General features: G+C 42.0%; 14 protein-coding genes. 10 read left to right on the forward strand and 4 right to left on the reverse strand.

All coding sequences use genetic code 11. From position 1 onward, the window contains the following. The first annotated feature begins 60 nt into the window (after positions 1-60). The 3 genes from KCG35_RS06730 (at position 61) to KCG35_RS06740 (ending at position 7,416) form a co-directional block, all read left to right on the forward strand. A complete protein-coding gene (locus KCG35_RS06730; protein ID WP_215818914.1) occupies positions 61-2,793 on the forward strand; it encodes a PD-(D/E)XK nuclease family protein in 2,733 nt (910 codons plus the stop codon). Continuing rightward, on the forward strand, positions 2,790-6,176 hold the full coding sequence (locus KCG35_RS06735; RefSeq protein ID WP_215818915.1) for a UvrD-helicase domain-containing protein: 3,387 nt from the start codon (positions 2,790-2,792) through the stop codon (positions 6,174-6,176). Before KCG35_RS06730 ends, KCG35_RS06735 begins: the two co-directional genes overlap by 4 nt. A gap of 163 nt (positions 6,177-6,339) precedes the next feature. After that, positions 6,340-7,416: a 3-deoxy-7-phosphoheptulonate synthase gene (locus KCG35_RS06740; protein ID WP_215818933.1), complete on the forward strand. Its 1,077-nt coding sequence runs from the start codon at positions 6,340-6,342 to the stop codon at positions 7,414-7,416. Positions 7,417-7,486: 70 nt separating this feature from the next. On the opposite strand, the gene KCG35_RS06745 is transcribed toward KCG35_RS06740, so the two are convergent. Further along, entirely contained in the window at positions 7,487-7,855 is a 369-nt protein-coding gene (locus tag KCG35_RS06745; RefSeq protein ID WP_215818916.1) for a hypothetical protein, read from the reverse strand. Positions 7,856-7,939: 84 nt separating this feature from the next. On the opposite strand from KCG35_RS06745, the gene greB reads away from it, so the two are divergent. From greB to KCG35_RS06760, 3 genes are all read left to right on the forward strand, one after another. After that, the gene (greB, locus tag KCG35_RS06750) at positions 7,940-8,455 is read left to right on the forward strand and encodes a transcription elongation factor GreB (protein ID WP_215818917.1); all 516 of its coding nucleotides are present in this window, start codon (positions 7,940-7,942) and stop codon (positions 8,453-8,455) included. Between the two features lie 555 nt (positions 8,456-9,010). Further along, a complete protein-coding gene (locus KCG35_RS06755) occupies positions 9,011-9,955 on the forward strand; it encodes a lipase family alpha/beta hydrolase (protein ID WP_215818918.1) in 945 nt (314 codons plus the stop codon). A gap of 109 nt (positions 9,956-10,064) precedes the next feature. Next, positions 10,065-10,454 carry an ArsR/SmtB family transcription factor gene (locus KCG35_RS06760; protein ID WP_215818919.1) on the forward strand — a complete coding sequence of 130 codons (390 nt, stop codon included), beginning with the start codon at positions 10,065-10,067 and terminating at the stop codon, positions 10,452-10,454. 407 nt (positions 10,455-10,861) lie between these two features. On the opposite strand, the gene nfuA is transcribed toward KCG35_RS06760, so the two are convergent. Beyond that, positions 10,862-11,440 carry a Fe-S biogenesis protein NfuA gene (nfuA, locus tag KCG35_RS06765; RefSeq protein ID WP_215818920.1) on the reverse strand — a complete coding sequence of 193 codons (579 nt, stop codon included), beginning with the start codon at positions 11,438-11,440 and terminating at the stop codon, positions 10,862-10,864. Positions 11,441-11,695: 255 nt separating this feature from the next. Between nfuA and metH the strand changes: the two genes are divergently transcribed. The 3 genes from metH to KCG35_RS06780 all read left to right on the forward strand — a co-directional run bounded on the left by metH (position 11,696) and on the right by KCG35_RS06780 (position 17,980). Then, entirely contained in the window at positions 11,696-15,394 is a 3,699-nt protein-coding gene (gene metH, locus KCG35_RS06770; RefSeq protein ID WP_215818921.1) for a methionine synthase, read from the forward strand. Positions 15,395-15,615: 221 nt separating this feature from the next. Beyond that, positions 15,616-16,938 carry an MATE family efflux transporter gene (locus KCG35_RS06775; RefSeq protein WP_230409060.1) on the forward strand — a complete coding sequence of 441 codons (1,323 nt, stop codon included), beginning with the start codon at positions 15,616-15,618 and terminating at the stop codon, positions 16,936-16,938. Next, the gene (locus tag KCG35_RS06780) at positions 16,892-17,980 is read left to right on the forward strand and encodes an aminopeptidase (RefSeq protein WP_215818922.1); all 1,089 of its coding nucleotides are present in this window, start codon (positions 16,892-16,894) and stop codon (positions 17,978-17,980) included. The genes KCG35_RS06775 and KCG35_RS06780 overlap by 47 nt, the downstream gene beginning before the upstream one ends. Positions 17,981-17,995: 15 nt before the next feature. On the opposite strand, the gene KCG35_RS06785 is transcribed toward KCG35_RS06780, so the two are convergent. Further along, positions 17,996-19,027, reverse strand: a complete 1,032-nt coding sequence (locus KCG35_RS06785; RefSeq protein WP_215818923.1) for a coiled-coil domain-containing protein — start codon at positions 19,025-19,027, stop codon at positions 17,996-17,998. Positions 19,028-19,550: 523 nt separating this feature from the next. Beyond that, positions 19,551-21,275: a sphingomyelin phosphodiesterase gene (locus tag KCG35_RS06790; RefSeq protein WP_215818924.1), complete on the reverse strand. Its 1,725-nt coding sequence runs from the start codon at positions 21,273-21,275 to the stop codon at positions 19,551-19,553. Positions 21,276-21,997: 722 nt separating this feature from the next. Between KCG35_RS06790 and KCG35_RS06795 the strand changes: the two genes are divergently transcribed. Continuing rightward, positions 21,998-24,943, forward strand: a complete 2,946-nt coding sequence (locus tag KCG35_RS06795) for an Ig-like domain-containing protein (protein WP_215818925.1) — start codon at positions 21,998-22,000, stop codon at positions 24,941-24,943. Positions 24,944-25,016: the final 73 nt, after the last annotated feature.

The following is a 25,016-nucleotide window of genomic DNA, read 5'->3' on the forward strand; positions in this document are numbered from 1 at the left end:
TTATCGTTATAATGCGCTCGTATTATGTATTTCGTAAAGGGTAAAAGGAAATATTAAGCATTGAGTAAAGCCTTGTTTGATTTAACAGCACTTCGTCCAGCATTGGCGGAGCAACATACGATTATTACGCCAAACCGTCGTATGGCTGCAAAAATTCATGCGGCTTATGCTCAAGAAAAAGTCGCAATGGGACTCCATGCCTGGCCAACGCCTCGGGTAATGGCACTTGAAGCCTGGTTACAAAGCCAATGGACACGACTAGCTGATCTTGGTTATCGACCCGCATTGACTCGAAACTTGTTAACCGAGTTTCAAACACAGCTGATGTGGGAGCAAATTTTACGCCAGGATGAAGATGCAAGTGCACTATTACGGGTGACCACAACAGCGCATACAGCACATAATGCCTTTAAACAATTGGTATTGTGGCAAGTTGAACTTGATGATACTGAACTAGCGACAACCTCAGAGGGAGTCATGCTCCAACGGTGGAGCGTCAAATTTTTAGGACAGTGCAAACAACGACACTTGTTACCTATCGTGCAGTTAGCGGAGGCTCTTAGTAAAGCCTGGCAACAGCAATGGTTAACAAAGCTAAATGAGGTGTGGTTGGTTGGCTTTGATACGTTGGCACCTTTATATCAGTCCCTTTTTAAGGTGGTAGCTGATGTCATTCATGATATTCGGCCAACCTGTGAGCCTGAGAGCAAAGCGCTAGCCTGCTTACCTCGCTTTCATGATGAGTTGCGAGTGGCTGCACAGTGGGCAAAATCAGTGTTGGCTGAAAATCAAGAGGCCATGATTGGTATTATTATCCCAACGTTAAGTCAGTGTCGGGATCAAGTTGAGCGGATCTTTCAGCAGGTGTTTGAGCCTCAATACATGTTGGCAGGTACAGCTCGCTATACCCTACCCTTTAACTTTTCAGCAGGAACGCCACTAAGTCAGCAGCCGATTGTCGTATCAGCATTAATGATGTTACAGCTCAACCGGCCTCATCTATCCAGCAGTACTTGGCAAGCGTTATTCAATACGCCTTTTTGGCATATTTCTTTATATGAAGAAGGGTTTCTGGCGTATTTTTTAAGAGAGCTAGCCGATTTACAGCAAGAACAACTTTCCACATCGTTAGTACGTTATCGGAGTCAAGCCAGCTATTCTCGGTGGTATCAGCTGCAGCAAGTGAACCCTCAAGGTGATTTACTTGATGAACCTTCCTGTTATTTAACACAACAGTTACAACGCTTTGAGCAATTGAAGATTGAACATCAGGGGGGCTATCAAGGAAACAAGCAATGGCCAAGTCATTGGGCAAAGTTGTTCGCTAAGCAGCTCGAGTTATTGGGGTGGCCAGGTGAACACCGATTAGACAGTGTTGAATTTCAACAAGTCACCCGTTTTCATGAAGCGCTTAAGCTTTTTGCAGGATTGGATGGCTTTACAGAAACACTCACACTGCAGGAAGCATTGGCACTGTTTCAACGGCAGTTGCAGCAGAATACCTTTCAAGCGCAAACCAAAGACTCTCCGATTCAAATTTTAGGGGCACTTGAAGGGGCTGGTTTGCGTTTTAGCCACTGCTGGTTGATTGGCTTTGATGATAGTCATTGGCCACCATCGCCAGCACCCAACCCGCTGATTCCAATTGCTATGCAAGTTAGACTACAAATGCCTCATGCTTCTGCTGAACGAGAGTTGACGTTTACGCAGTCACTGATTTCGGGTTATCAGCACAATGCCCAGCATGTTGTTTTTTCCTATGCAAAACATGAGGGGGAACGCGAGCAATCTCCCTGCCCTTTACTCAATGACTTACCAACTTTGGATATCAGCCGCTGGCTGAAGCCTGTCAATAACTATGCAGATTTACTTCTCGCCCATCGCCACTTGGAACGCTGGCGGGTAGATCACAGCTCAGGGGTTGCACAGCCTGCGCAAGTAAGAGGCGGTAGCCGTATTTTGCAGAATCAGGCGCTTTGCCCCTTTAAAGCCTTTGCAGAGCATCGGTTGCGAGTCAATCCATGGCCTCAGGTGGTGTTTGGTATTACCCCGCAGGATCGAGGGCAATATCTACACCAGGCACTGGCTTTTTGTTGGCAACAATTAGGAGAACGCCAAGAGCTGATGGCATTGACTGAAGTTCAGGAAGAACAACTGGTCAATACTGCAGTTGAAGAAGCTCTGGAACAATTTCGTAAACGTCAGCCGCAATTAATGACACCCCGTCTTTATAAGATGGAACACCAGCGCCTCAAGGAAACGTTGCTACAGTGGCTTTCCTTAGAAAAGGCTCGGCCAGATTTTGAAGTTGTGGTTATAGAGAAGCGACGCCGTTGTGAATTTGCTGGACTCCCCTTACAGCTTCAGGTTGATCGTATAGATCGATTGGCGGATGGTACTTTATTGTTGATTGATTACAAAAGTAGCGCGAGCCAACTACAAGGTTGGTTGGGTGAACGACCTGATAATCCGCAATTGCCTCTTTATGTACTACAAGCCAAACAGCCAATCACTGCATTGGCGTTTGCCGAAGTGCGTCGTGGACTATGTCAATGGCAAGGGCTTACAGCAACAGCTTTAGGCATTGAGGGTGTTGACCCGTTGACGACTAAAAAACGTCGCATAGTGCTTCCTGCTCAGTGGGATGAACTTATTGAGCAGTGGCAAACCAACTTAACACGCTTAGTTAAAGACTTTTTACAAGGTGATACCCGTGTAGCGCCAAAGCGTCCTCAAGTTTGCCAGCAATGCCAGCGTCAATCACTGTGTCGCGTGCAGGAGTTGTCACTATGAGCCAACCTGCTGATAGTCATGCCAGGTTAGCAGCGCTTGACCCTGCACAGTCATTTGCAGTAACGGCACCTGCGGGATCAGGTAAAACAGGTTTGCTGACACAACGCGTGTTAACACTCCTGGGGGTTGTCGAAAAGCCAGAAGAAATTCTCTGTATTACCTTTACCCGTAAAGCAGCTGCTGAGATGCGTGTTCGTATTCTTAATGCACTACGTCAAGCCGCTAGTTGTTCTTGTCCGGAAGACCCCTATTTAGCGCAGACTTACCAGTTGGCTCGTCAAGCCTTACAGCAAAATGAATCAATGGGTTGGCAGCTATTGGAGAATGCTAACCGGCTACGCATTCAAACCATTGATGGGTTTTGTGCACAGCTTGCCAGGCAGTTACCCATGCTGTCAGGGTTTGGCGGTATGCCAGAGATTGTTGATAGCGCACATCTGCTTTATGAAGAAGCGGTAAAACGCTTGCTCGCTGAGCTGAATATTCAGGATGTAATTGGTGATGATATCGCCTTATTGCTGGACCACTTAGATAATCGCATGGATCGACTCCAGCGGTTGTTGGTGAGCTTGTTGGAGCGTCGTGACCAGTGGTTACAGTTCATGGTGGCATGTCACCAGGATGAGCAGTTTCAAGCTAAGCTGGAGCAGGCAATCTATCAAGTCAATTGTCAGCTTTTACAGGAGGTTCGAGACAAACTTGCACCATATAGCAGTGACTTAGTGGTGTTGGCAGATCAAGCGGCACAGCAGCTGGTCAGTGAGGAGCCAGATCATATTCAGGTGTCATGCTTGGGAATGATTGAGCTACCCAAAGCTGAACCCTCTGTTCTCTCACAATGGCTTGGCCTGGCTGAAATGTTACTGACGCAAAAAGGCCAATGGCGTAAGTCAGTGACTAAAAAGCAAGGCTTTCCTCCAGGGAAAACGAAAGCTGAAAAAGAGCAGCTTGAGCCATTGAAGCAGGCGATGAATGCGTTGTTGGCGACGTTATCTGAGCAACCTGGATTGGCGGAAGCATTACAGCAAGTTCGTATCTTGCCACCTGTTACCTATGCGCCGCAGCAGTGGCAGGTCCTTAAAGCATTAAGCCATGTATTACCACGTTTAGCAGGACATTTACTGTTAGTTTTTCGAGATCAAGGAACAGTCGATCATAGCCAAATCACAGAAGCAGCACTGGTGGCATTAGGGCAGGATTTAACGCCCTCTGATTTAGCATTACGCCTGGACTATCAGATAAAACATATCCTAGTGGATGAGTTTCAGGATACTTCATCACCACAATTTGCGTTGTTGACGCGGTTGGTCCAAGGCTGGATGCCTGGTGATAATCGCTCGTTGTTTATTGTCGGCGATGGCATGCAATCCTGCTATGGTTTCCGAGATGCCAATGTAGGGTTGTTTTTGCGGGCCAGGCGTTATGGTGTGGGGGATGTGTCATTAACGCCGTTGCAACTCACCACAAATTTCCGTTCACAAGCAGGTATTATTGACTGGGTAAACCAGGTTTTTCGACAGGCTTTTCCTGCTCAAGAAAATATTCCCTTAGGTGCTGTGCAATACAGTGCGTCTACACCATTTTGCCCTGCCCTGGATGAAAGCCCGGTGGTTTGTATCGGTTGTGAAGATAGCTCACGACAACTTGAGGCCCAGCAAATTACTCAGTTGATACAAAAACAGCTAAACAAAGAACCACAACAGACGATCGCTATACTAGTCCGTAACCGAAGCCACCTTAAAACGATTATTCCTGCACTTCAGCAAGCAGGTATTCGCTGGCAAGCGACTGATATTGATCCTTTAGCCAGTCGACCTTTGATTCTTGACCTTTTAAGCTTAACTCGAGCACTGACAAATATGGCAGATAAGCTTGCCTGGTTAGCAGTGCTCCGAGCGCCTTGGTGTGGTTTAGGTCAGCAAGATCTGGAAGTAATCGCTCAAGCTGAAACTAAAACGGTTATTCAGAACATACAAACCCTTGAAGTCATCAATCATCTTAGCCAGGATGGAGTGCAACGCATACAGCGTGTAGCGCCAGTTTTGGCGGATGCGTATCAACAGCGCCAGCGTAAACATTTAGTGACGCTGGTACAGGGTTGTTGGTTGGCACTAGGGGGGCCAGCCGCCACGCTTGATTTAGCCACGTTAAATGATCTGGATGCTTTTTGGTTGGTATTGGACAACATGCCATCAACGATTATTAATCCATTTAATCATACAGAGCTTGAAGAAAAGGTCGCGAAGCTATATGCGCAGGCAGACCCAGAGGGTGACCCTCGCGTGCAGATAATGACTATTCACAAGGCCAAGGGGCTGGAGTTTGATACAGTTATTTTGCCTGGGTTAGAGAAACGAGGTCAGGCTGACAGTTCTTCTTTATTGTTGTGGCAGCAGCGTTTAAGTGAAGATCAACAGTCCCCCTCTTCGCTTTTAATGTCTCCACTACATCGTTATGAGGATGAACAAGGCGATAAACTCTATGAGTTTATTCGCCAGCAAGAGCAACAGAAGCAGCGACTAGAGTCGATTCGAGTGCTTTATGTAGCCTGCACCCGCGCCAAAAAACAACTTTATTTATTATTTTCAGGCGACCCGAATAAAGAACCCAGTAAAGATGCATTGCTCGCAGCCATCTGGCCTGCTATTCGCCACCAAATTCAGTGGCAAACGTTGACCTCTTCTATTGATGAGTCTGTACATGTAAATATGGTGAATGGGCAGTTTCTGCACCGACTTCCTGCTGACTGGTTGAGTCCAGGTTTACAAAGTGGTCAGTTGTTAAAAGACTACCGCGGGGAAGAATATGACGGTGAAGAAAATATGCCTGAGCTGGTTTGGGATGATGTTCCTCGTCATGTGGGTACTGTCGTGCATCGGGCGCTATATCATATTACCATCACAGGCGTAGAACAGGTGTCGGCGCAAGCTGAGGCTTACTGTGAACAGCGCCAGGCTATGTGGTTACAACACTTGCGTCAACTCGGGGTTGGTCGTGAGGATTATGAACGTGCACTGCAATCAGTCAGGGCAGCGGTATTGAAGACATTGCAAGATCCACAAGCCTCGTGGCTATTGAATCACTCACTGGAAGATAGTCAGTGCGAATACCCTATTACGATGCAGATACGTGGAAAAATGCTGCATTATGTTGTTGATCGGACATTTATTGATGCTGAAGGCACACGCTGGATTGTGGACTATAAAACAGTTGAACTGGATTCACGAATGGGTTCGCTGGATAAATTAATTCAGCATGAAGTCGCTGAATATAAATCGCAGCTCCAGAATTATGCACAAACGTTTCAATTAATGGAGTCTCGGCCGACTCAAGCAGCCCTTTATTTTACCAATATTTCTCGTTTAATTAAGGTGATGGTATAGCTATACCCTTCGTAGAGGGTATATTCATCGTCGAATAAAGTTTTTTTAGAAAAAATGTCATCATAGGCTCTGTTTATTGCGCAGGTTTTATTACAATAAATTCACTTGGTGCTGATGAGCCAAGTTAAACAAGATAGGGTGTAATAAATAAATAGGAATCATGATGTCTAAGTTACCCATTGATGACTTAAATGTTGTCGCACAAGACTTACTGATAACACCAACCCAGTTGAAGCGAGATATACCGTTATCAGATAAAGCTTATGAGGTTGTAGATCAAGGTCGAGAAACTATTCGAAACATTTTAGATCACAAAGATCACCGTTTAATGGTTGTGATTGGTCCCTGCTCTATTCACGATACCGAAGCTGCGATTGATTATGCTCATCATTTGAAGAAACTGGCCGATGCAGTGTCAGATACCCTCTATCTTGTTATGCGTGTGTATTTTGAGAAGCCAAGAACCACAGTGGGTTGGAAAGGCCTTATCAATGATCCTTATTTAAATGATTCCTTTAAAATTGAAGACGGGCTACACATCGGCCGTAAACTATTGTTGGATGTTGCGGAAATTGGGCTGCCTACGGCCACTGAAGCCCTGGATCCCATTTCACCTCAATATTTACAAGACTTGATCAGTTGGTCTGCTGTGGGTGCAAGAACAACTGAATCTCAGACACACCGGGAAATGGCCAGTGGTCTGTCTTCTGCTGTAGGTTTTAAAAATGGTACTGATGGCAGCCTTACTGTGGCGATCAATGCGTTACAGTCTGTTTCAAGCCCTCACCGTTTTTTGGGGATTAACCGAGATGGCCAGGTCGCGATCATTCATACCCGAGGTAATCCTTATGGGCATGTGGTGCTACGTGGTGGTAATGGTAAACCTAATTATGACTCTGTTAATGTGGCCTTGTGTGAGCAGGCACTAGGGAAGCACGGTATTACGCCCAATTTGATGATCGATTGCAGCCATGCTAACTCAAATAAAGACCCTAGCTTGCAACCATTAGTGATGGAAAATGTGACGAATCAAATCATTGATGGGAATGAGTCCATTATTGGGTTGATGGTAGAGAGCCATCTTGGCTGGGGTAGTCAATCTGTTCCTGATAACTTAGAAGACCTGAAATACGGTATTTCAATTACTGATGCGTGTATTGACTGGGATACCACGGAAAAAAGTTTGATTGACATGCGTAACAAGCTAAAAGATGTATTGCCAAAACGAAACGTTAAATAACGATTAAGCTAACTTAGGGCTTGAGGGCTTAGTTCTCAAGCCCTGATAGTAATATTTTAAACGTTAATATTTACTGTAACAGTGATAGCTGTTGAGGAGAAACTTCTGCTGAGAACTCCTCTTCGCTTTCTTTTAATGTCTTAGACTTTTTCGTGGAATGAGGCATATTTTCAATTCGACGTAATAGTATAGCTTTACAGATAAGGCATATCTCAGACAAGCGCTGATTAGTGAGCACATCTGCGAAGGAAGCATGTTGAATCACCTCTGTACATAACGTGCGATTTCGTTGCCCTTCTTCAATGTCATAGTTTGACTCCACAAGATGGTGCTCATGACTTTCAGGGTCAGTAATCACAAAGTAATCAGAAAGTATACTCTGCTTGTAGCGTTTCACCGTATCGTCTGTCATTCCTGGCAAAAGGCGGCTAAGATACACGATTTATTGGCCTTTGAATAGACTACAGTTAATTCAACCTGGTACTCTGGTTAGCAACTGATACGGTGACTGATATTTTCTGCTATGAGCAAAAATACATGTTCTCGTCCCCCCTATATTACGCCTGAAGGTGCAAAAGCACTTCAAGACGAGCTGGACTACTTATGGCGTATTAAGCGTCCTGAGGTTACACAGACTGTTGCTGAAGCGGCAGCACTGGGTGACCGCTCTGAAAATGCTGAATATATCTATGGTAAGAAACAGCTGCGAGAAATTGATCGTCGAGTGCGGTATTTACGAAAACGACTAGAGCATATCAAGGTTGTTGATAGCCTGCCTGAGCAAAGAGATAAAGTATACTTTGGTGCTTGGGTCACAGTGGAAGATGAAGAAGGTATACAGGCACATTATCGAATTGTGGGTACAGATGAATCTGATGCGAGTCAGGGATTAATCAGTATTGATACACCTGTAGCTCGAGCCATGATTGGTAAAACATTGTTTGATGAAGTTGACTTGGTACTCCCTTCAGGTCATAAGACAATTACTGTCATTGCTATTGACTATACTGAATCTTCATCGCAAATGTTTGAAAAGTAAAAAATTAAATGACTTATGGTGAAGGTGGAACAACCGTATTTATTAAAGAGGTGTGGACTGGCTGTTTTGAGCTGAGACAGTATTCGATTTGTTATGTATAACGTTAAAAGTTGGGCGAACTGATTAGTTAAATTTTAATAATTTTATACGATGGTTTTGGTTTGATGAGAAAAAAGCGTTTTTTTCGCTTCTTTATTTGATTTAATGGTCCTGCCGCACTATTTTATCAACGGGTTGATAAAAAGTTTTATCTACAAGTGATGTACGTATTAACAAAAATATGCTGTAGTCGACACAACAACGAGAATTGTTTAACAAAACGCTTGACTAATTCACGCTAAATATAATCAAATAACCAATGTCTTATTCACTTAGGCATTTATAAGCTTAGCCTAAAATGTAAGACACTTTTTTTACTAATAATAAGTGTGAATAAAAAATTAAAAAAATAAAAATGGGTATTTCTTTAAGGGAGGTGATTGTTTAGATAAGCTCCTAAGATACGTGAATAATAATAACAATTAAGGAAAATATAATAAGAACAAAGGATCAACTATGAAAATGTCAATTAAGCTAGGCGCGTGGTTATTTGGCGCTACTTTAGTTGTTTCATCGGTTTCTAGTTTTGCTGCAGAAAAACGCAGTGCTACACAGTATACGAAAACACGATATCCCATTGTTTTAGTCCATGGGATGTTTGGTTTTGACTCTGCATTAGGCGTAGATTATTGGTATGGTATTGTGTCTGACTTACGTCGTAGTGGTGCAGAAGTCTATGTAGCTCAAGTGACAGCGTTGGAAGATAGTGTTCGTCGTGGTGAAGAATTATTGCATTATCTTGAAGAGCTTAAAGCGATAACAGGACATTCAGCGTTTAATCTGATTGGACACTCGCAGGGTGGTCCTACCAGTCGTTATGTTGCTGCAGTACGTCCTGACTTGGTTAAATCTGTTTCTTCAGTTGCCTCACCTCATAAGGGCAGTAAAGTGGCTGATCTACTGATGACAAAACCTGGTGGTAATATGGGCGATAAACTGTTGAAAACAGTATTCAACGGCTTAGCAAAGCTTATTGGTATTGCTTCTGGCTCTCCGCAAGACAAACAAGATTTTCAACGAAGTCTCTCCTCTTTAAGTACTTACGAATCAGCATTATTTAATGCCCAATTTCCTGCAGGTATTCCGTCATCTTTTTGTGGTGAGGGGGAGTCGCTGGTTAGTGGAGTACGCTATTACTCTTGGGCAGGCAGCTCAACGCTGACAAATGTCCTTGATGCCAGTGATTATGCGTTATCTGCAACAGGGCTGGCTTTTTCAGAAGAGAATGATGGAATGGTTGCCCGTTGTAGTAGCCACTTGGGACGTGTTATTCGGGATAATTTTAAGATGAACCATTTAGATCAAATAAATCACTTTTTTGGTATTCACCACTTATTTGAGACTGATCCAGTGACGGTTTACCGTCAGCATGCTAGCCGCCTTCAACTTGCAGGATTGTAAAATCTTGTATCAAGGTTGTTAGTTTTGTGACATTGCTGAGTGTTTGGTTGTCATTTATGTTTAGTTTCATTACGATACACAAAAAGTGATCACTATGGTAAGGCAGTCCATGACATCACCAACTTGTACAACTGTAAACCCTGATCATATGAGAGAAAATGCACGTACTGCAGTTAATTTTCTCAAGGCAATAAGTAACGAAAATCGACTTATGATTTTATGCTACTTGGGGGAAAGGGAGTTTTCTGTTTCGCAGTTGAATGACTGTCTCGATTTGAGTCAGTCAGCCCTCTCACAGCATTTAGCTGTACTGCGCAAGGATGGTCTGGTGACTACGCGCAAAGAAGCGCAAACAGTTTACTACTCTTTAGCCAGTGAGGAAGCCAAAGAACTCATTAGCTTACTGCACAAATTATTTTGTCCAGCCCCTATTTCAGCCGTTACTTCAGAGCTTCCATCCACTTCTTCAGCCCCGGTAAATAGTTATGAAGTAGTTTAATAAGTTAGTTTTGGTGTTCTTTTTGATCGGAACTAACACATAATAAAAACGTTCACATACTTGCACTTTATGTTATTTCGCCGAGTAATATATTACTTGGTGAAATAACACTAAAATGTATTTTTGATAATAATTAGAATTCTTTTTTAGCTCCAAATTACCTTAATATTGATATTTCAAAATAAGGGCACCTCTAAAAATAGTGACTTTTTTGTGAGAGCAAGAAAGCACTGTACGGAGGGCTACAGTGTATAAGAAATACATGAGGATCCAAGCACAGCGCTTACACAGCTATCAGGGAAAAAGCTCATTTTTAGAGGTGCCCATAAAAAATGTTTGGGCATATTGGTGGAACATTCCATCCGCTTTTGCCAGGCAGCTAATTTTTGAGATAAATTATTTATAAATTAGTAGTAGGCTTGTGTTGTATCTGAGTGATCAGTGACATCTCTCACCCCTTTCAACTCAGGTATACGCTCTAGCAGCGTTTTTTCAATACCTTCTTTTAGCGTCAAATCGACCATACCACAGCCCTGACAACCACCACCAAATTGTAAGATGGCAACATCATCAACGATTTCAATCAACTCGACTCGTCCACCATGTGCTGCCAGTCCAGGATTGATTTCAGTAATAAGAATGTAGTTAATACGTTCATTCAGTGGGCTATCTTCGCTGATACGTGGTACTTTGGCATTAGGCGCCTTGATGGTGAGCTGGCCACCAAAGCGGTCAGTCGCGTAATCAACTTCTGCTTCTTCCAAGTATGGTTCACTATCGCCTTCGATCCAGGCACTAAATGCTTTTAGTGGCATTTCAATATCGCCTTCCTGTTTCTCATCAGGCTTACAATAGGCGATACAGGTTTCGGCGTAGGGCGTTCCAGGTTGCGTGATAAAAATGCGGATGCCAATCCCTTCAACTTCCTGTTTTGCCAGCAGTTCTGCCAAATAATCTTGGGCAGACTCAGTAACTTTGATATTCATTTATGACTCTCAGTAACACACTTCAGACTAATTCACATTCTAGTTAGACAGTTTATAACAAGTTCAATTCCGAGTAAATTGATCGGGTATTAATAGGCGACAGTTTATTACTAAAGCATCGCTTAAGTATAAAGGTTTTTGTTAGAATGCTTAGCTTTGCTTGCATATTGCTAATGAATAAACCGCTGTGAAGTGTTAGCAGATCTTTCCTAGGCCAAACCGACTGATTGTTAACCCGTCTTCAGGAATAAAATAATGACAGTAAATAACCAACGCACCACATTGTTAATGGACCAGTTACAGCAACGGATATTGATTCTGGACGGTGCAATGGGAACCATGATTCAAACCTATCGCCTGGAGGAATCTGACTATCGTGGCGAGCGCTTTGCTGATATTAACCAGGAACTGAAAGGCAATAATGACCTTTTGTCACTAACACAACCTGATAGTATTTTGGCTATTCATAAAGCCTATCTGGAAGCCGGTGCAGACATTATTGAAACCAACACATTTAACTCGACTCAGGTCTCCCAGTCTGATTATGGCCTTGAATCACTGGTGACTGAGCTGAACTATGAATCAGCCCGATTAGCACGGCGTGCTGCAGATGAAATAACTGCATTGACACCAAACCAGCCCCGTTTTGTAGCAGGTGTGCTAGGACCCACAAGCCGTACTGCAACAATATCACCTGATGTAAATAACCCAGGCTTTCGCAATATCACCTTTGATCAGTTAGTTGCAGATTACACTGAAGCTGCACAGGCGCTTATTAATGGTGGTGTTGATATTATTTTGATTGAAACTGTATTTGATACCTTGAATTGTAAAGCGGCTATTTATGCTGTGCAAACCCTGTTTGATCGGTTAGGAATGTCGTTACCTATTATGATATCAGGGACGATTACAGATGCTTCGGGTAGGACGCTTTCTGGACAAACCACTGAAGCTTTTTGGAACTCGGTAGCTCATGCCAAGCCTATTAGTATCGGCTTGAACTGTGCACTTGGCGCTAAAGAATTACGACCTTATCTTGAAGAGTTGGCTTTAAAAGCGGATACCTTGGTTAGTGCTCATCCTAATGCGGGATTACCTAATGAATTTGGTGAATATGATGAGTCGCCTGAGAGCATGGCTGCGGTTATAGACGAGTTTGCGTGTAGTGGGTTTGTTAATATTATTGGTGGTTGCTGTGGTACCACACCTGCTCATATTCAAGCTATCGCCAACACCGTAGCTAAGTACCCTCCTCGCCAGCGTCCAACCGTTACCGTGGCCTGCCGACTCAGTGGTTTAGAAGCCTTTAATATTGAAGCTGACAGTTTATTTGTGAATATCGGTGAACGTACCAATATCACCGGGTCTGCTCGTTTTGCTCGCCTCATCCGTGAAAATGATTATGAGACTGCATTAGAGGTTGCTCGTGACCAAGTTGAAAATGGCGCTCAAATAATTGATATCAATATGGATGAGGGCATGCTTGATTCTGAGCAAGCCATGGTCACCTTCCTTAATTTGATTGCTGCTGAGCCTGATATTGCCCGGGTACCACTAATGATTGACTCCTCTAAATGGGATGTCATTGAAGCAGGCTTGAAGTGTGTTCAGGGTAAGAGCATTGTTAACTCTATCAGTTTAAAAGAAGGTGACGCTGACTTTATCGATAAGGCAAAACGCTGTATGTATTATGGTGCAGCGGTTGTGGTGATGGCTTTTGATGAACAAGGCCAGGCTGATACTGCAGCACGAAAAATAGAAATCTGCCTGCGCTCTTACGATATTTTGGTCAATAAAGTTGGCTTTTGGTCTCAGGATATTATTTTTGATCCCAATATATTTGCAGTAGCAACGGGGATTGAAGAGCACAATGATTATGCCCAAGCCTTTTATACTGCATGCTGTTATATCAAGCAGCATTTACCTCATGCTTTAATTTCAGGAGGCGTGAGTAACGTTTCATTTTCGTTTCGAGGAAATAACTCCGTACGTGAAGCAATTCATGCTGTTTTCCTCTATCACGGAATTAAAGCGGGTTTAGATATGGGTATTGTCAATGCGGGGCAACTGGCAATATATGAAGAAATTCCACAAAAACTACGAGACTGTGTCGAAGATGTAGTATTGAACCGCAGTGAAGATGCCACTGAAGCATTACTGGCGGTTGCCGATCAGTTTCGGGGTGATGGTAAAGCGACATCTAAATCAACTGAAGATCTTAGCTGGCGAAGCCTGCCCGTTGAAAAACGGTTAGAGCATGCGCTGGTTAAAGGTATTTCTCAATTTATTGTTGAGGATACCGAGGCTGCCCGATTGGCTGCAGATCAACCCGTTGAGGTTATCGAAGGCTCGCTAATGTCAGGAATGAACGTAGTCGGCGATCTATTTGGTGCTGGTAAAATGTTCTTGCCTCAGGTCGTGAAAAGTGCGCGTGTGATGAAGCAAGCTGTAGCCCACTTAGTGCCTTTTATTGAGGCTGAAAAAAGTGAAGGTGCGAAAGCCAAAGGCAAGATTCTAATGGCTACGGTAAAAGGTGATGTGCATGATATTGGTAAAAATATTGTAGGTGTAGTCCTGCAATGTAATAACTATGAAGTGATTGACTTGGGCGTTATGGTGCCTTGTGACAAAATTCTGCAAACAGCCCGTGAGCATGATGTTGATATTATTGGTTTGAGTGGTTTGATTACCCCTTCCCTTGATGAGATGGTGCATGTGGCTAAGGAAATGCAGCGCCAAGCATTTAAGATACCGTTACTGATTGGCGGGGCTACAACGTCTAAAGCACATACTGCCGTTAAAATTGCACCACAGTATGAAGGGGCAACTGTTTATGTTCCTGACGCGTCTCGTAGTGTGGGGGTTGCTACTCAGTTATTAGGTGCGCAGTGTAAAAAGTTTCTAGCCTCGCTCAATGAGGAATATGACACTGTTCGTGCCCGAAATATGGGGCGAAAACCAAAGGCTGGCCCTGTACCCTATGCAGAGTTAGCTGCTTATAAGCATGCTATTGATTGGTCAACGTATACTCCACCCAAGCCTACTTTTATTGGGGTGAAAGAGTTTAAAGACTATGATTTGACAGCATTGATTCCCTATATTGACTGGACGCCTTTCTTTATTAGCTGGGATTTAGTGGGCAAATACCCTGCCATTCTCCAGGATAAAGTAGTGGGTACTGCGGCCAGTCAGCTATATGCGGATGCTCAACAAATGTTGAAAAAACTTATTGATGAGAAATTAATTAAAGCAGAGGCGGTTATAGGCATCTGGCCTGCTGCACAGCAAAATCATGACGATATTGTGGTGTATGAAGACGATAGTCGTTCTTCGATTAAAGCGCGCCTGCATCATTTGCGTCAGCAAATTGAAAAACCTCAAGGTAAACCACAACACTGTCTGGCCGATTATATTGCCCCAGAAAAGAGTGGTATTCATGATTATGTGGGTGGGTTTATTGTGACAGCGGGTATTGGCGCAGACGAACTTGCCCGTCAATATGAAGCAGCTCATGACGATTACAATAGCATTATGGTCAAAGCACTTGCTGATCGTTTGGCAGAAGCCTTTACGGAGCATATGCATGAGCGTGTTCGTAAAGAATTATGGGGGTATGCAACAGATGAGTCCCTTGATAATGAGGCGCTGATTAAAGAACGTTATCAAGGTATTCGCCCTGCTCCTGGTTACCCAGCTTGTCCAGATCATACTGAAAAAGCAACATTATTTAAGTTGCTCAAAGCCAAACAGAGCTCAACGGTTTCATTGACTGAGCACTTTGCCATGTTGCCTGCGGCTTCTGTCAGTGGTTGGTATTTTTCTGCACCAGAAGCACGTTACTTTTCTGTGGGAAAAATAGCGAAAGATCAAGTTGAATCTTATGCTGAGCGGAAAGGAATTACTGTTGAAGAAGCTGAACGTTGGTTGGCACCAAACTTAAGCTATGAACCTTAATGACAATCGAATTACTCCCTACCTTTTGCGATATTCTCCTTGGGTCGGGAGTAAAATGTTTGTCCTTTGCGTATTATCTTACCCTGGATAGTATCTTTTCTGTTTCTACTAATACCTAAATTATCTGCCCTGTTTAAAAAGTAGGATGAAGTGAAGTCCTATAAGGCATGATAAGTCACTGATGTTTAGTTGAACGCTCATGGCATGTATTGGGGGCACGGTTGCAATTTCAACGTATTCAAACCATTTTATTTCTCGGTCTACCTATTATTGGCGGCATGTTATCGCAAAGCCTGTTAAACCTGGTGGATGCGGCCATGGTGGGCAGTTTGGGAGAAATTTCTTTGGCCGGTGTAGGGATTGCCAGTTATGCCAACTTTATGTGTGTCTCATTAGTGACGGGTTTATCTTCTGGTGTTCAAGCGCTTGTTGCCCGTCGTAATGGACAGCAACGTACAAGTGAGTGTGCTCAACCACTACATGTTGGTTTGCTGATAGGAATCGGGGTCGCATTACCCATAAGTATATTAATTTATTGGTTCGCGCCTTGGTATTTAAAGCTGTTAAATAATGATTCTGGTGTGCTTTCTGAAGCCATTCCTTATTTTCAATGGCGCGTTTTAAGTATCGCGGCCGTTGCTTTTAATTTTTCCTTTCGAGGATTTTGGAATGGTATAAATCACTCGATGACGTATCTTCGTGCCTTGCTATTAATGCATATTATTAATGTCATTCTGTCGTATAGTCTTATTTTTGGTTGTTTTGGTCTGCCTGCTATGGGCTCAGCAGGAGCAGGTTTAGGTACGACAATTGCCATGTATTTAGGTAGCTTAATTTATGCTTGGATGACATGGCAGATGGGGCGTCGTTATGGTTTTATGCAAAGCTTACCTGACCGACGAACCTGGGCTGGAGTCCTTAAACTGACAATACCTACTTCGTTGCAACAAACCTTGTTTGCAACCGGTATAACGGCCATGTTTTGGATTATTGGTCAAGTAGGTAGTCATGCTTTAGCTGTTGGACATGTACTGGTTAACCTGGCGTTATTCCTTATTTTACCTGGTGTGGGGTTAGGTATGGCTGCAACCACATTAGTCAGCCATTCACTGGGTGAAAATAAGCCAGATCATGCCTATCAATGGGGGTGGGATACCGTTAAAGTAGCGGGTGGAATTCTCATTGTACTAGGTATCCCCTTCTGGCTTTGTCCGGATCTTATTCTTAGCTGTTTTATTCATGATGAGCAGGTTCGAGCTATGGGGGTACTTCCCTTACAGCTTACGGGATTAACGATGGTGTTGGATGCCACTTCGCTTGTTTTAACGCAGGCATTACTAGGTGCAGGGGCAAACCGGACGGTATTGAAAATTGCCGTGTCTATGCAATGGCTATTTTTCTTGCCACTGGCCTGGGTATTTGGTCCTTATCTTGGTTATGGCTTAGTGGCTATTTGGCTTTTACAAATTATACAGCGAACGCTAACTTCAGTTATTTATGGCATTATTTGGTCCCGTCGCCATTGGGCGAGTATTCGTTTGTAGAGCAGTCATTTTACTATTATTTGCTGCTTTGATAACAAGTTGCGAGACGATTCATTATTATCAACAAGCTGCTTTTGGTCAGTTAGATGTTGTCCAGCGCCGCAAGCCTGTCGTTGACGTCGTTGATACGACAGATGATGTACTACTTAAGCAGCAGTTAGACCTAAGCCAGCAACTGTTGCATTTTGCTGAGCAAAAGTTGCACTTACCTGTTGGGAATAGTTATCAGCACTATGCTGATCTTGAGCGTGCTTATATTGTTTGGAATGTATTTGCTGCTCCAGAATTATCGCTTGAACAGAAAACCTGGTGTTATCCCCTGGTGGGGTGTCTGGCCTATCGGGGTTACTATCATGAAGCCGATGCACTACAGTCTGCTACTCGGCTTCAGGACGGCGGGTTTGATACTTATGTGGCAGGTATCAAAGCTTATTCTACGTTGGGCTGGTTCAATGATCCTTTGCTAAATACCTTTATACATTTTCCTGAAGCTCACTTAGCTGAATTATTAATTCATGAGCTTGCCCATCAGTGGTTGTATGTTCCTGGTGACACAGACTTTAATGAAAGTCTGGCAACGGTTGTTGCTCTTGAAGGCGTAAAACGCTGGTATCTGCAAGCCCATCCTGAGGCTGATCCCTTAGGACCACTACAAGATCGATTGCAGTTTGAGGATGAATTTACCCGTTGGCTACTGGGGTATCGTCAGCAATTAGGTGCAGTATATCGAAGTCATTTGGCAGATGACCAAAAGTTGCAACAAAAGCACATAGTAACAGCTGCAATACAGCAAGATTACCAGAAGTTGCGTCAGGGCCCCTGGAAACAATGGTCTGTCTACGATGAATGGATTGCAACAGGGCTGAATAATGCAAAGCTGGCCTCAATTGCCAGCTATTATCGTTGGGTTCCTGCACTACAAACGCTATTAGCACAACAGCAAACACTGTCTGCGTTTTATAAAGCTTGTGAAGTACTCGCGGAGCTTGATCAGGCTGACCGAGAAGCAGCACTCATGAAGCTTTCACATCAAGAGTGGTGATGTCCCCTCTTCTATTTAATCTGTGGAGTCATCTTGCTGGTGACGGCGCAAAAGTTTGAGTTCAGCCTCAATATGGCGTAACTCTCGCAGTTGGTGTTCAAGCTGGTCATGGCGCTCTTGAATAACAGAGAACTGGCCTTTAAGTTGGCCTAGTTGAACATGCATTTCCTGACGTCGTTCTTTTTCTTGTTGTAATGCTTGTAAGGTTTGTTGATGCTGTTCATTCAGTGCATCCAGGGACTTTTCTTTTTCCTGAAGGCGCTCTTGAATAATGGCCAAATCAGCTTGAGTGCGAACAAGCTGGCTGTTTAGTTCATTTTTTTGTTTGCTTAGGTCAGCGGCTTCCTGTCTAAGCTTGTCATTTTCCTGGGCGCTACGTTTTTCTTGTTCTCGTAATGAACGACGGGTTTCGTCCAGTTGTTGATATAGCTTATTTTCATTTGCTTCATAAAGATCACTGATACGTTTCATTTCCTCGTGAAGCCGTTTATTGGCTGCATGTCGTTCATCTTCAACTTTGCGTTGCAGTTGCTCAATGGTATTTTTTAGATGCTGGTTTGTTTGGAGTTCAGTCTCATAGCGCTGTTTAAACTCCAAGCGTTCTGTTTTTAGCTGGCTTAGCTCTGTTCGTTTACGGTCTATATGACGTTCACGCTCTGATACGGTATCTCTTAACTCTGCCAGCTTGGCATGCATACTTGCTAACTCGTCACGCTGTTTATCTTTATCTTGCTGAAACTTTGCCTGTTTTTCTTTTTCCTCTGCGAGTTCTGCTCTCAAGTCTTCATTACGTTTTGCTGCTTCAGATTGAAACTTTTCTTTAAGCTGTAGACACCATTCATTTAAACCTGCCAAGAGCTCATGATCTAAGTATTCAAGACCATTAAGCCTGGCGTTGAGTACCTTCCACTCTTGTATCCAAGGTCCAAGCTTGGTGAATGATCCCCCCGTCATGGCCTGTACATCAGCTTGTTTTACATGGCCTGTTTCTTCAAACAACTTCTTACAAGCGGCAAATACCGCATCACGTGTAACTGAGCTTGCCATAGCGCTTCGTGTTCTCAATAAGTGTTTGTTTTTAGTTAAGTGTAGCCTTGTTTGATTAAATATTAATCAGCCTTGGTTGTTAATAATTATAATACTATATTTGATAAATAGTAATACGTATTATCAAATATAGTATTATATTATTATGAAGACAAAAAAATAGCCGATAACTGAAGTTATCGGCTATTTTTTGTAGTTGAAGTAGATTAATACTCTCCAATACCTATTTGAAAGCCCTATAGCTCACTGTGAGTTAAAAGCAGAAAATCTTACGTAGTATTAGATTGAGGTAATTTAATGCCAAGCAGCGTCCTTTATAATGTGACTGCAACTGTTGGATTTAAAGAAAGCAGCAAGAGGTGGTCAATGATTGGGAGCTAACTGTGATAGGGGCAAAATGGCAAAGGTGCGAATAAGACACCATCTATTGATGGTGTCTATAGATTGAGTTAACTCATTTTAAACGGAGCTTAGTAAAATATTAGGTGAATGGCGTCTTTTAAGTGATGAATTATTTTGAGCGCTAGTTTTTGTTGAAATAAACCGGGCCTGCAATTTTATTATGGTCATTATCAAGTAGATAGGCTTTATAACGGCCGTTTTCGGCAATGGTTAGGTTTAATTGCCCACGATAATTTGTGGTATACCCCCAAGTATAAGCAGAGTCTTGAGCAAGCGTTTCATTTTCACGATAGACTACAAGCTTTGTATAGGGCTCTCCACCGTTATAGCTGAAGGTATAGTTATAATCATCGAATGACTTGATCTCTAGGTAATTAGGGTTGCTGCTATTAGTGGCAAATTCAAAGTGGCCATGTTTAGCAAAATGATCAGACAAATACTGACTTAAAAGGTATCCACCCTTACCGTTGTTATCATTAATTTGAGGACTCATAAAGGGGATGACTTTTACATAGCTTGATACTGGTTGCTTATGAACCTTGGAATAAAGTACATAATCAAGGGTGCCTGTGCCACCATCTGCATCACTGTTTCTTGTTTCATCATGACTGTTTACTAATACAGCATCTGATAGGTAAGATGGACTTTCAGCATTGAGTGATGCCAACATTTGGGCGTAGATTGCTTTATGCTGAAAAACATTCATATCCCCTGCTATGAGTACAGCTTCATTACTAGGGATATTTTGTTTAGCTATAAATTTCCCTAGTTCTGCGATTTGCGCCATTGTCTTAATATCGGCTGTTTGTGCTTTATTCCATACAGGGTGAGTACCAAAAATATGATAAGGTGTGCCATGCTTCAAGACCTTGACGTACCAAGCGCCTTTGTGCTCTTTATTAAAATCGCATGGGCAATGTGTATATGTTTTTGAATCCTTGATTTCCTTATCATTGGTATCTGTTGCGATAGGCCATTTGCTTAAAATAACCACACCACCATCGTCTTGAAAAGTTTGGTTTTGAGGTAGATTAAGAGGCCCCGTCCAATAAGGGTGGGTTTTATGTAAAGCTGCTCGCATATCATTGCGGTATTCGTCATTGAATACTTCTTCTAAAACAATAATATCGAATGGTTTTAAGTGAAAAGGAATTTCATTTTTACGATAACTCGCTTTATTGGCCATCCCTCTTGGCATCCATGTATTGTAACTAATAACGTCAATAACATTCTCTCTGTTCGCATCTGCTGAAATGGTATAATTATTTGGATGATCTTGGTTTAGTATTAGATATATCTGATCATCCCCCGTACCTGAATTATATTGACGATACTGTGCTTGAATCGTTTGTCCATTGTTCAAAGTAAAAGTGAATGTTTTAGGTTTATAATCATCTGTGAATTTTTTAGTCCCACTATAACCTGGACCTTGTATTTTTGTTTTTATCGTACTTCCCTGGCCTGTGCATATATCCAGAAACTTATTACAAGGTGCACTGATAATTTGAGTTGTTAGTGTCACTTTTTGCGACATAATGGTTAATATTGAGACAAACTCAAATAAATTATTATATCCAAGTCCTTCATTACGGTTAAATTTAGCTATAGGTTGTTGTTCAATCTTTTTATCATCACCATTTCTGGCTGGGATTTGGCCTGGATTATTCGTCCAATAATCACGACTTAAGTTACCAATCGTGTTTTTGGTATCCACACTAACAGTGTAGTCAGTGTTATTAGTAAAATATAACCATGTTTCTGCGTAGCATGCATTAGCGATGCAAAACCCTGACATACCGATCATTATTCTTTTTATTGCCGTTAATGCAGGATAAACGTATCTCATATAGTGAGCCTATATTTAGAGAAATAAGGGGATTGGATAGATAACTGTGGGTAGTTGCTTGTTATTAGCGGAGGTTATGTCTATTTCGGGAGGTCATCAATGGGGGGATACATACTGGGCGAATTTATTACACTTATAATAATACTTTCTTATTTTTATATAATTTTTATTATTTTGTTAATTTTTTATTGTTAGTAAAAAATGTTAATAATAGTAATGACCTGTTTGGTTTATGGTGTTAAATGTTAGTTTTCACATTAATGAGTGTAGGACGTTAGTAAGATTATGGTAGATCTGTTGGGTGGGAGGTTAGGCTGTTTAAAATTCAGCCACCCTATTTCTTAAAGATATATTCACGACAATTTAAGTATGTCTACTGGATCACAAAAAGCTAAGCTCAGTTGAACTTTAAAGTGACCAACCTGATATTATTGCCCCGCGATTAAATAATGTGTTTTCTATTTTTATTTGAATTATTTTTCTGAGCACAAGGTATTTCAATCGCACCTATATCCTTCGTTGCGAAAATATGCTCTTTGCAAAGCAATAATTTTTTTGCGGCAGGAATATCCCTAACACTTCAATAAGCGTATATGTAGATATATAGAGTGACAGCCAATAAGTATCAATCAAGCAACAAATTTAAATTTTTTATTGGTAAATAAGTACTACATATGCTGTGCATTTTCCAATGACACACTATAAGGAAAGGTAATCAGGCTATGACTAAAAAAATACTGCCAATTACTTTGGTATTTGGTTTAAGTCAAGTCGCTACAGCCGTTTGGGCTGCCAACCAAGCCCCCATTACACAAGGTCACAGTGAAACAATCACTAAATCAGGTAGCCATAACAGTTGGGTTTGGGCACAAGATCAGGATAGAGATGCTTTAACGTATGAAGTTGTTGTTCAGCCTAAATTTGGCCAGATTAAAATGGATCAAAAATCTGGCACATTTGTTTACACACCTACTTCAACCGTTGATTATGATGAGTTTTACTATCGTGTTACTGATGGGAAAGCATACTCAAATAAGGCGGTTGTTCAGTTGAACTTTGATCTGGATGAGCAAGCATCGACTTCAACTGATTCAAATAGCCCAGTCAGTACAGCGAATAAATGCCAGGTTTCTGGTTCTGTTATGGGGATCGACTCAGATACGACAGTAAAAGTTACTCTATCATCTGAATCCGAACTTCAAACGCGGTCGATACAAGGTAACGGTCAATTTTGTTTTGAACAATACGTAGGTAACGCGACTATTGAAGCTTACGCATCTGGGTATGTTTTGCAAAACCACCAGCGAAAGGTCACTTCTGATGACGTGACCTTTAACTTCGAGAAAGCCACCACTGACCAATATTCATACCATTTCCAGTGGGAAGATACTGAAGAGTACGACAAATCAGAGTATCAAACACACATTAATAAAAAACGTACCGTTAAATTTTTAAATCAAACGATAGAGGTTGTCGATAACTCGGCATCAGATGCCTTATTGCATGACTACAACATTGTGTTAGTTGATTCTAACGATAAAGTTTGGTCACTGGAGCATGCTAACCGCTTGCTAAGTACCATGAGAATGATTCCGCAGCAAAAAAGAAACTCTTATGGTGAACAAAATTTAGGTCAGTCTGTTTGGGAAATTACATCTGAAGAACTTACAGATGATATTGAAATAACCTCTAAAGGCAAGGTTCAAAAAGTTCGTATTAACAAAAAAGCATTTACCAATGCAGCGCCTCGATTAGCTGAAATTGATGGCGTTAAAGGTCGGTTCTTTTCAAAGCGTTTACACCATGCGCTCGTTAACTTTGTTACGGACTATGGTAATAACAGTGACCGTGTCGAAAAAATAGTGAATGAGCGTTATGGCGTAAGCTTTAAAGCCGATATTAGTCAGTTAACTGCGGGTACAACCAACGAAACGGAAAATTATTTCCAGGCATTTTTACCCAAAGAAAAAGTTAAACTCATTAATATCTTTGAAGACATGCCAACGGGTATGCATAAAATAGAAGGCCTTGCCCATTTAGTAAGACGTAAAAATGGTTTGGAGCATCCACTCTACCCTACGGCACCGGCTGTGGCATGGCGCACTAGCAAAGATGCTGGTAATAATGGTTATATTGAGTTTATGGAAAGTGCTTTTCGGCAGCAATCTGATGACTATATTCATCGTTTAATCGTGCATGAAAAATCTCACTTTATTTATGGGAAAGTGTTAAATGAACAGACCCGTGATGATTGGGCTGCAGTGGGTGGCTGGTATTTAAACCCTAATGATAGTGATGGTTGGAGTACCACAAAACAAACAGAGTTTGTTTCAGCGTATGCCCATGCTAAAAACCCCAACGAAGATATGGCGGAGTCAATAGCATACTATATTATCAACCCTGATAAGCTACGTTCTAGATCGCCTAGTAAATTCGACTTTATCCAAAAGCGCATTATGAAAGGCAGCCAGTACGTATCTATTATTGATCAAGATAAAACATTTGAAGTACTCAATCTGTATCCAGACTATATCTACCCAGGTAAGATCAAGAATGTTGAAATTGGGGTAGTCAATGAAAACAATGGTGATAAAAAAGTGAATGTCACCATCAAATTACATGCTAAAGATAGTCAGTTAGAAGGTGCTACGCGTACTTCTGTACGTGTATTTAGCCCGATAGGCACTTATAAAGACTTTTGGTTAACCCCTGTTGATCAAACAGGTGCAAACGTTAGTGTAGGTACGGTATTAACGGGTAGTTTTACCATTGATAAGAATGCTCCCAGTGGTTACTGGCGTCCTGATCAAATTGCATTGAATGATGTGAATGGCAATGAGCGATTCAGCGGTATCGATGACTTTGGTTGGAAGCTGTTTATTGGTAATGATAACTCAGATACGACACCTCCTGCCTATGTTCCTAACAGTCTAAAACTTAATGTTTCTCAAGATACCCAGTCTTTTGCAGAGCCGGTTAATAAAGTAGTGGCTGAGTGGCAAGTGATTGAAAAAGTGGGTATGGCAGAAAATTACCCTTGTTATGGTTCGATGGTGCATGAGTCAGCGAAATTGTACTCTATTTATAAATACGGTGATTTCAATGTAAATACCAGTACCTGTAAACTGGTCTATCTCATGCCAAACTATATGGCTTCTGGTTCCTATAGCATTCATCAAGTTAGAATGAAGGATAAAGCGCTTAATGAAGGCAAGTTTGATTTCTTTGAGAAAGAAGCTTCACCTACTGTTACCCTTAACTCAACTAACCCAGATACTTTGGCACCCGTGTTAGACTTAAATCAAATTAATGTGAGTGCTGAACCTGTATCACCTAATAACCCTAATGGTGAAACGATCGTAACTATTCGTTATAAAGTGAGTGATAATATTTCTGGATTTAAACATGCCAGAATTAAACTGCGGGATCCACAAGGTGTGATTCACAATTTTATTCACCAACCTAATAATGATGGTCGTTTATTCTTTAAAGGCAATCCTAGCGAACAAAGAGTCTATACTAAGAAAATCCACCTGCCAGCGGGCTCTGTACCTGGTATTTGGGGGGTTGCTGAAATGGGTGTTTATGATATGGCAAGTAATTATCAAAACCATAATTTCACAGAAGTTGCTCTTTTTGAACCTACGTTCAATGTAATTGGTAACTAACAGTGTTTCTGCCTTCATAAAAAAAAGCGCCGTACGGCGCTTTTTTTATTTCGAGGATTCAACGAATAAGCGC

Origin of the sequence: Zooshikella harenae (assembly GCF_018837975.1) — a bacterium.
Classification (GTDB): domain Bacteria; phylum Pseudomonadota; class Gammaproteobacteria; order Pseudomonadales; family Zooshikellaceae; genus Zooshikella; species Zooshikella harenae.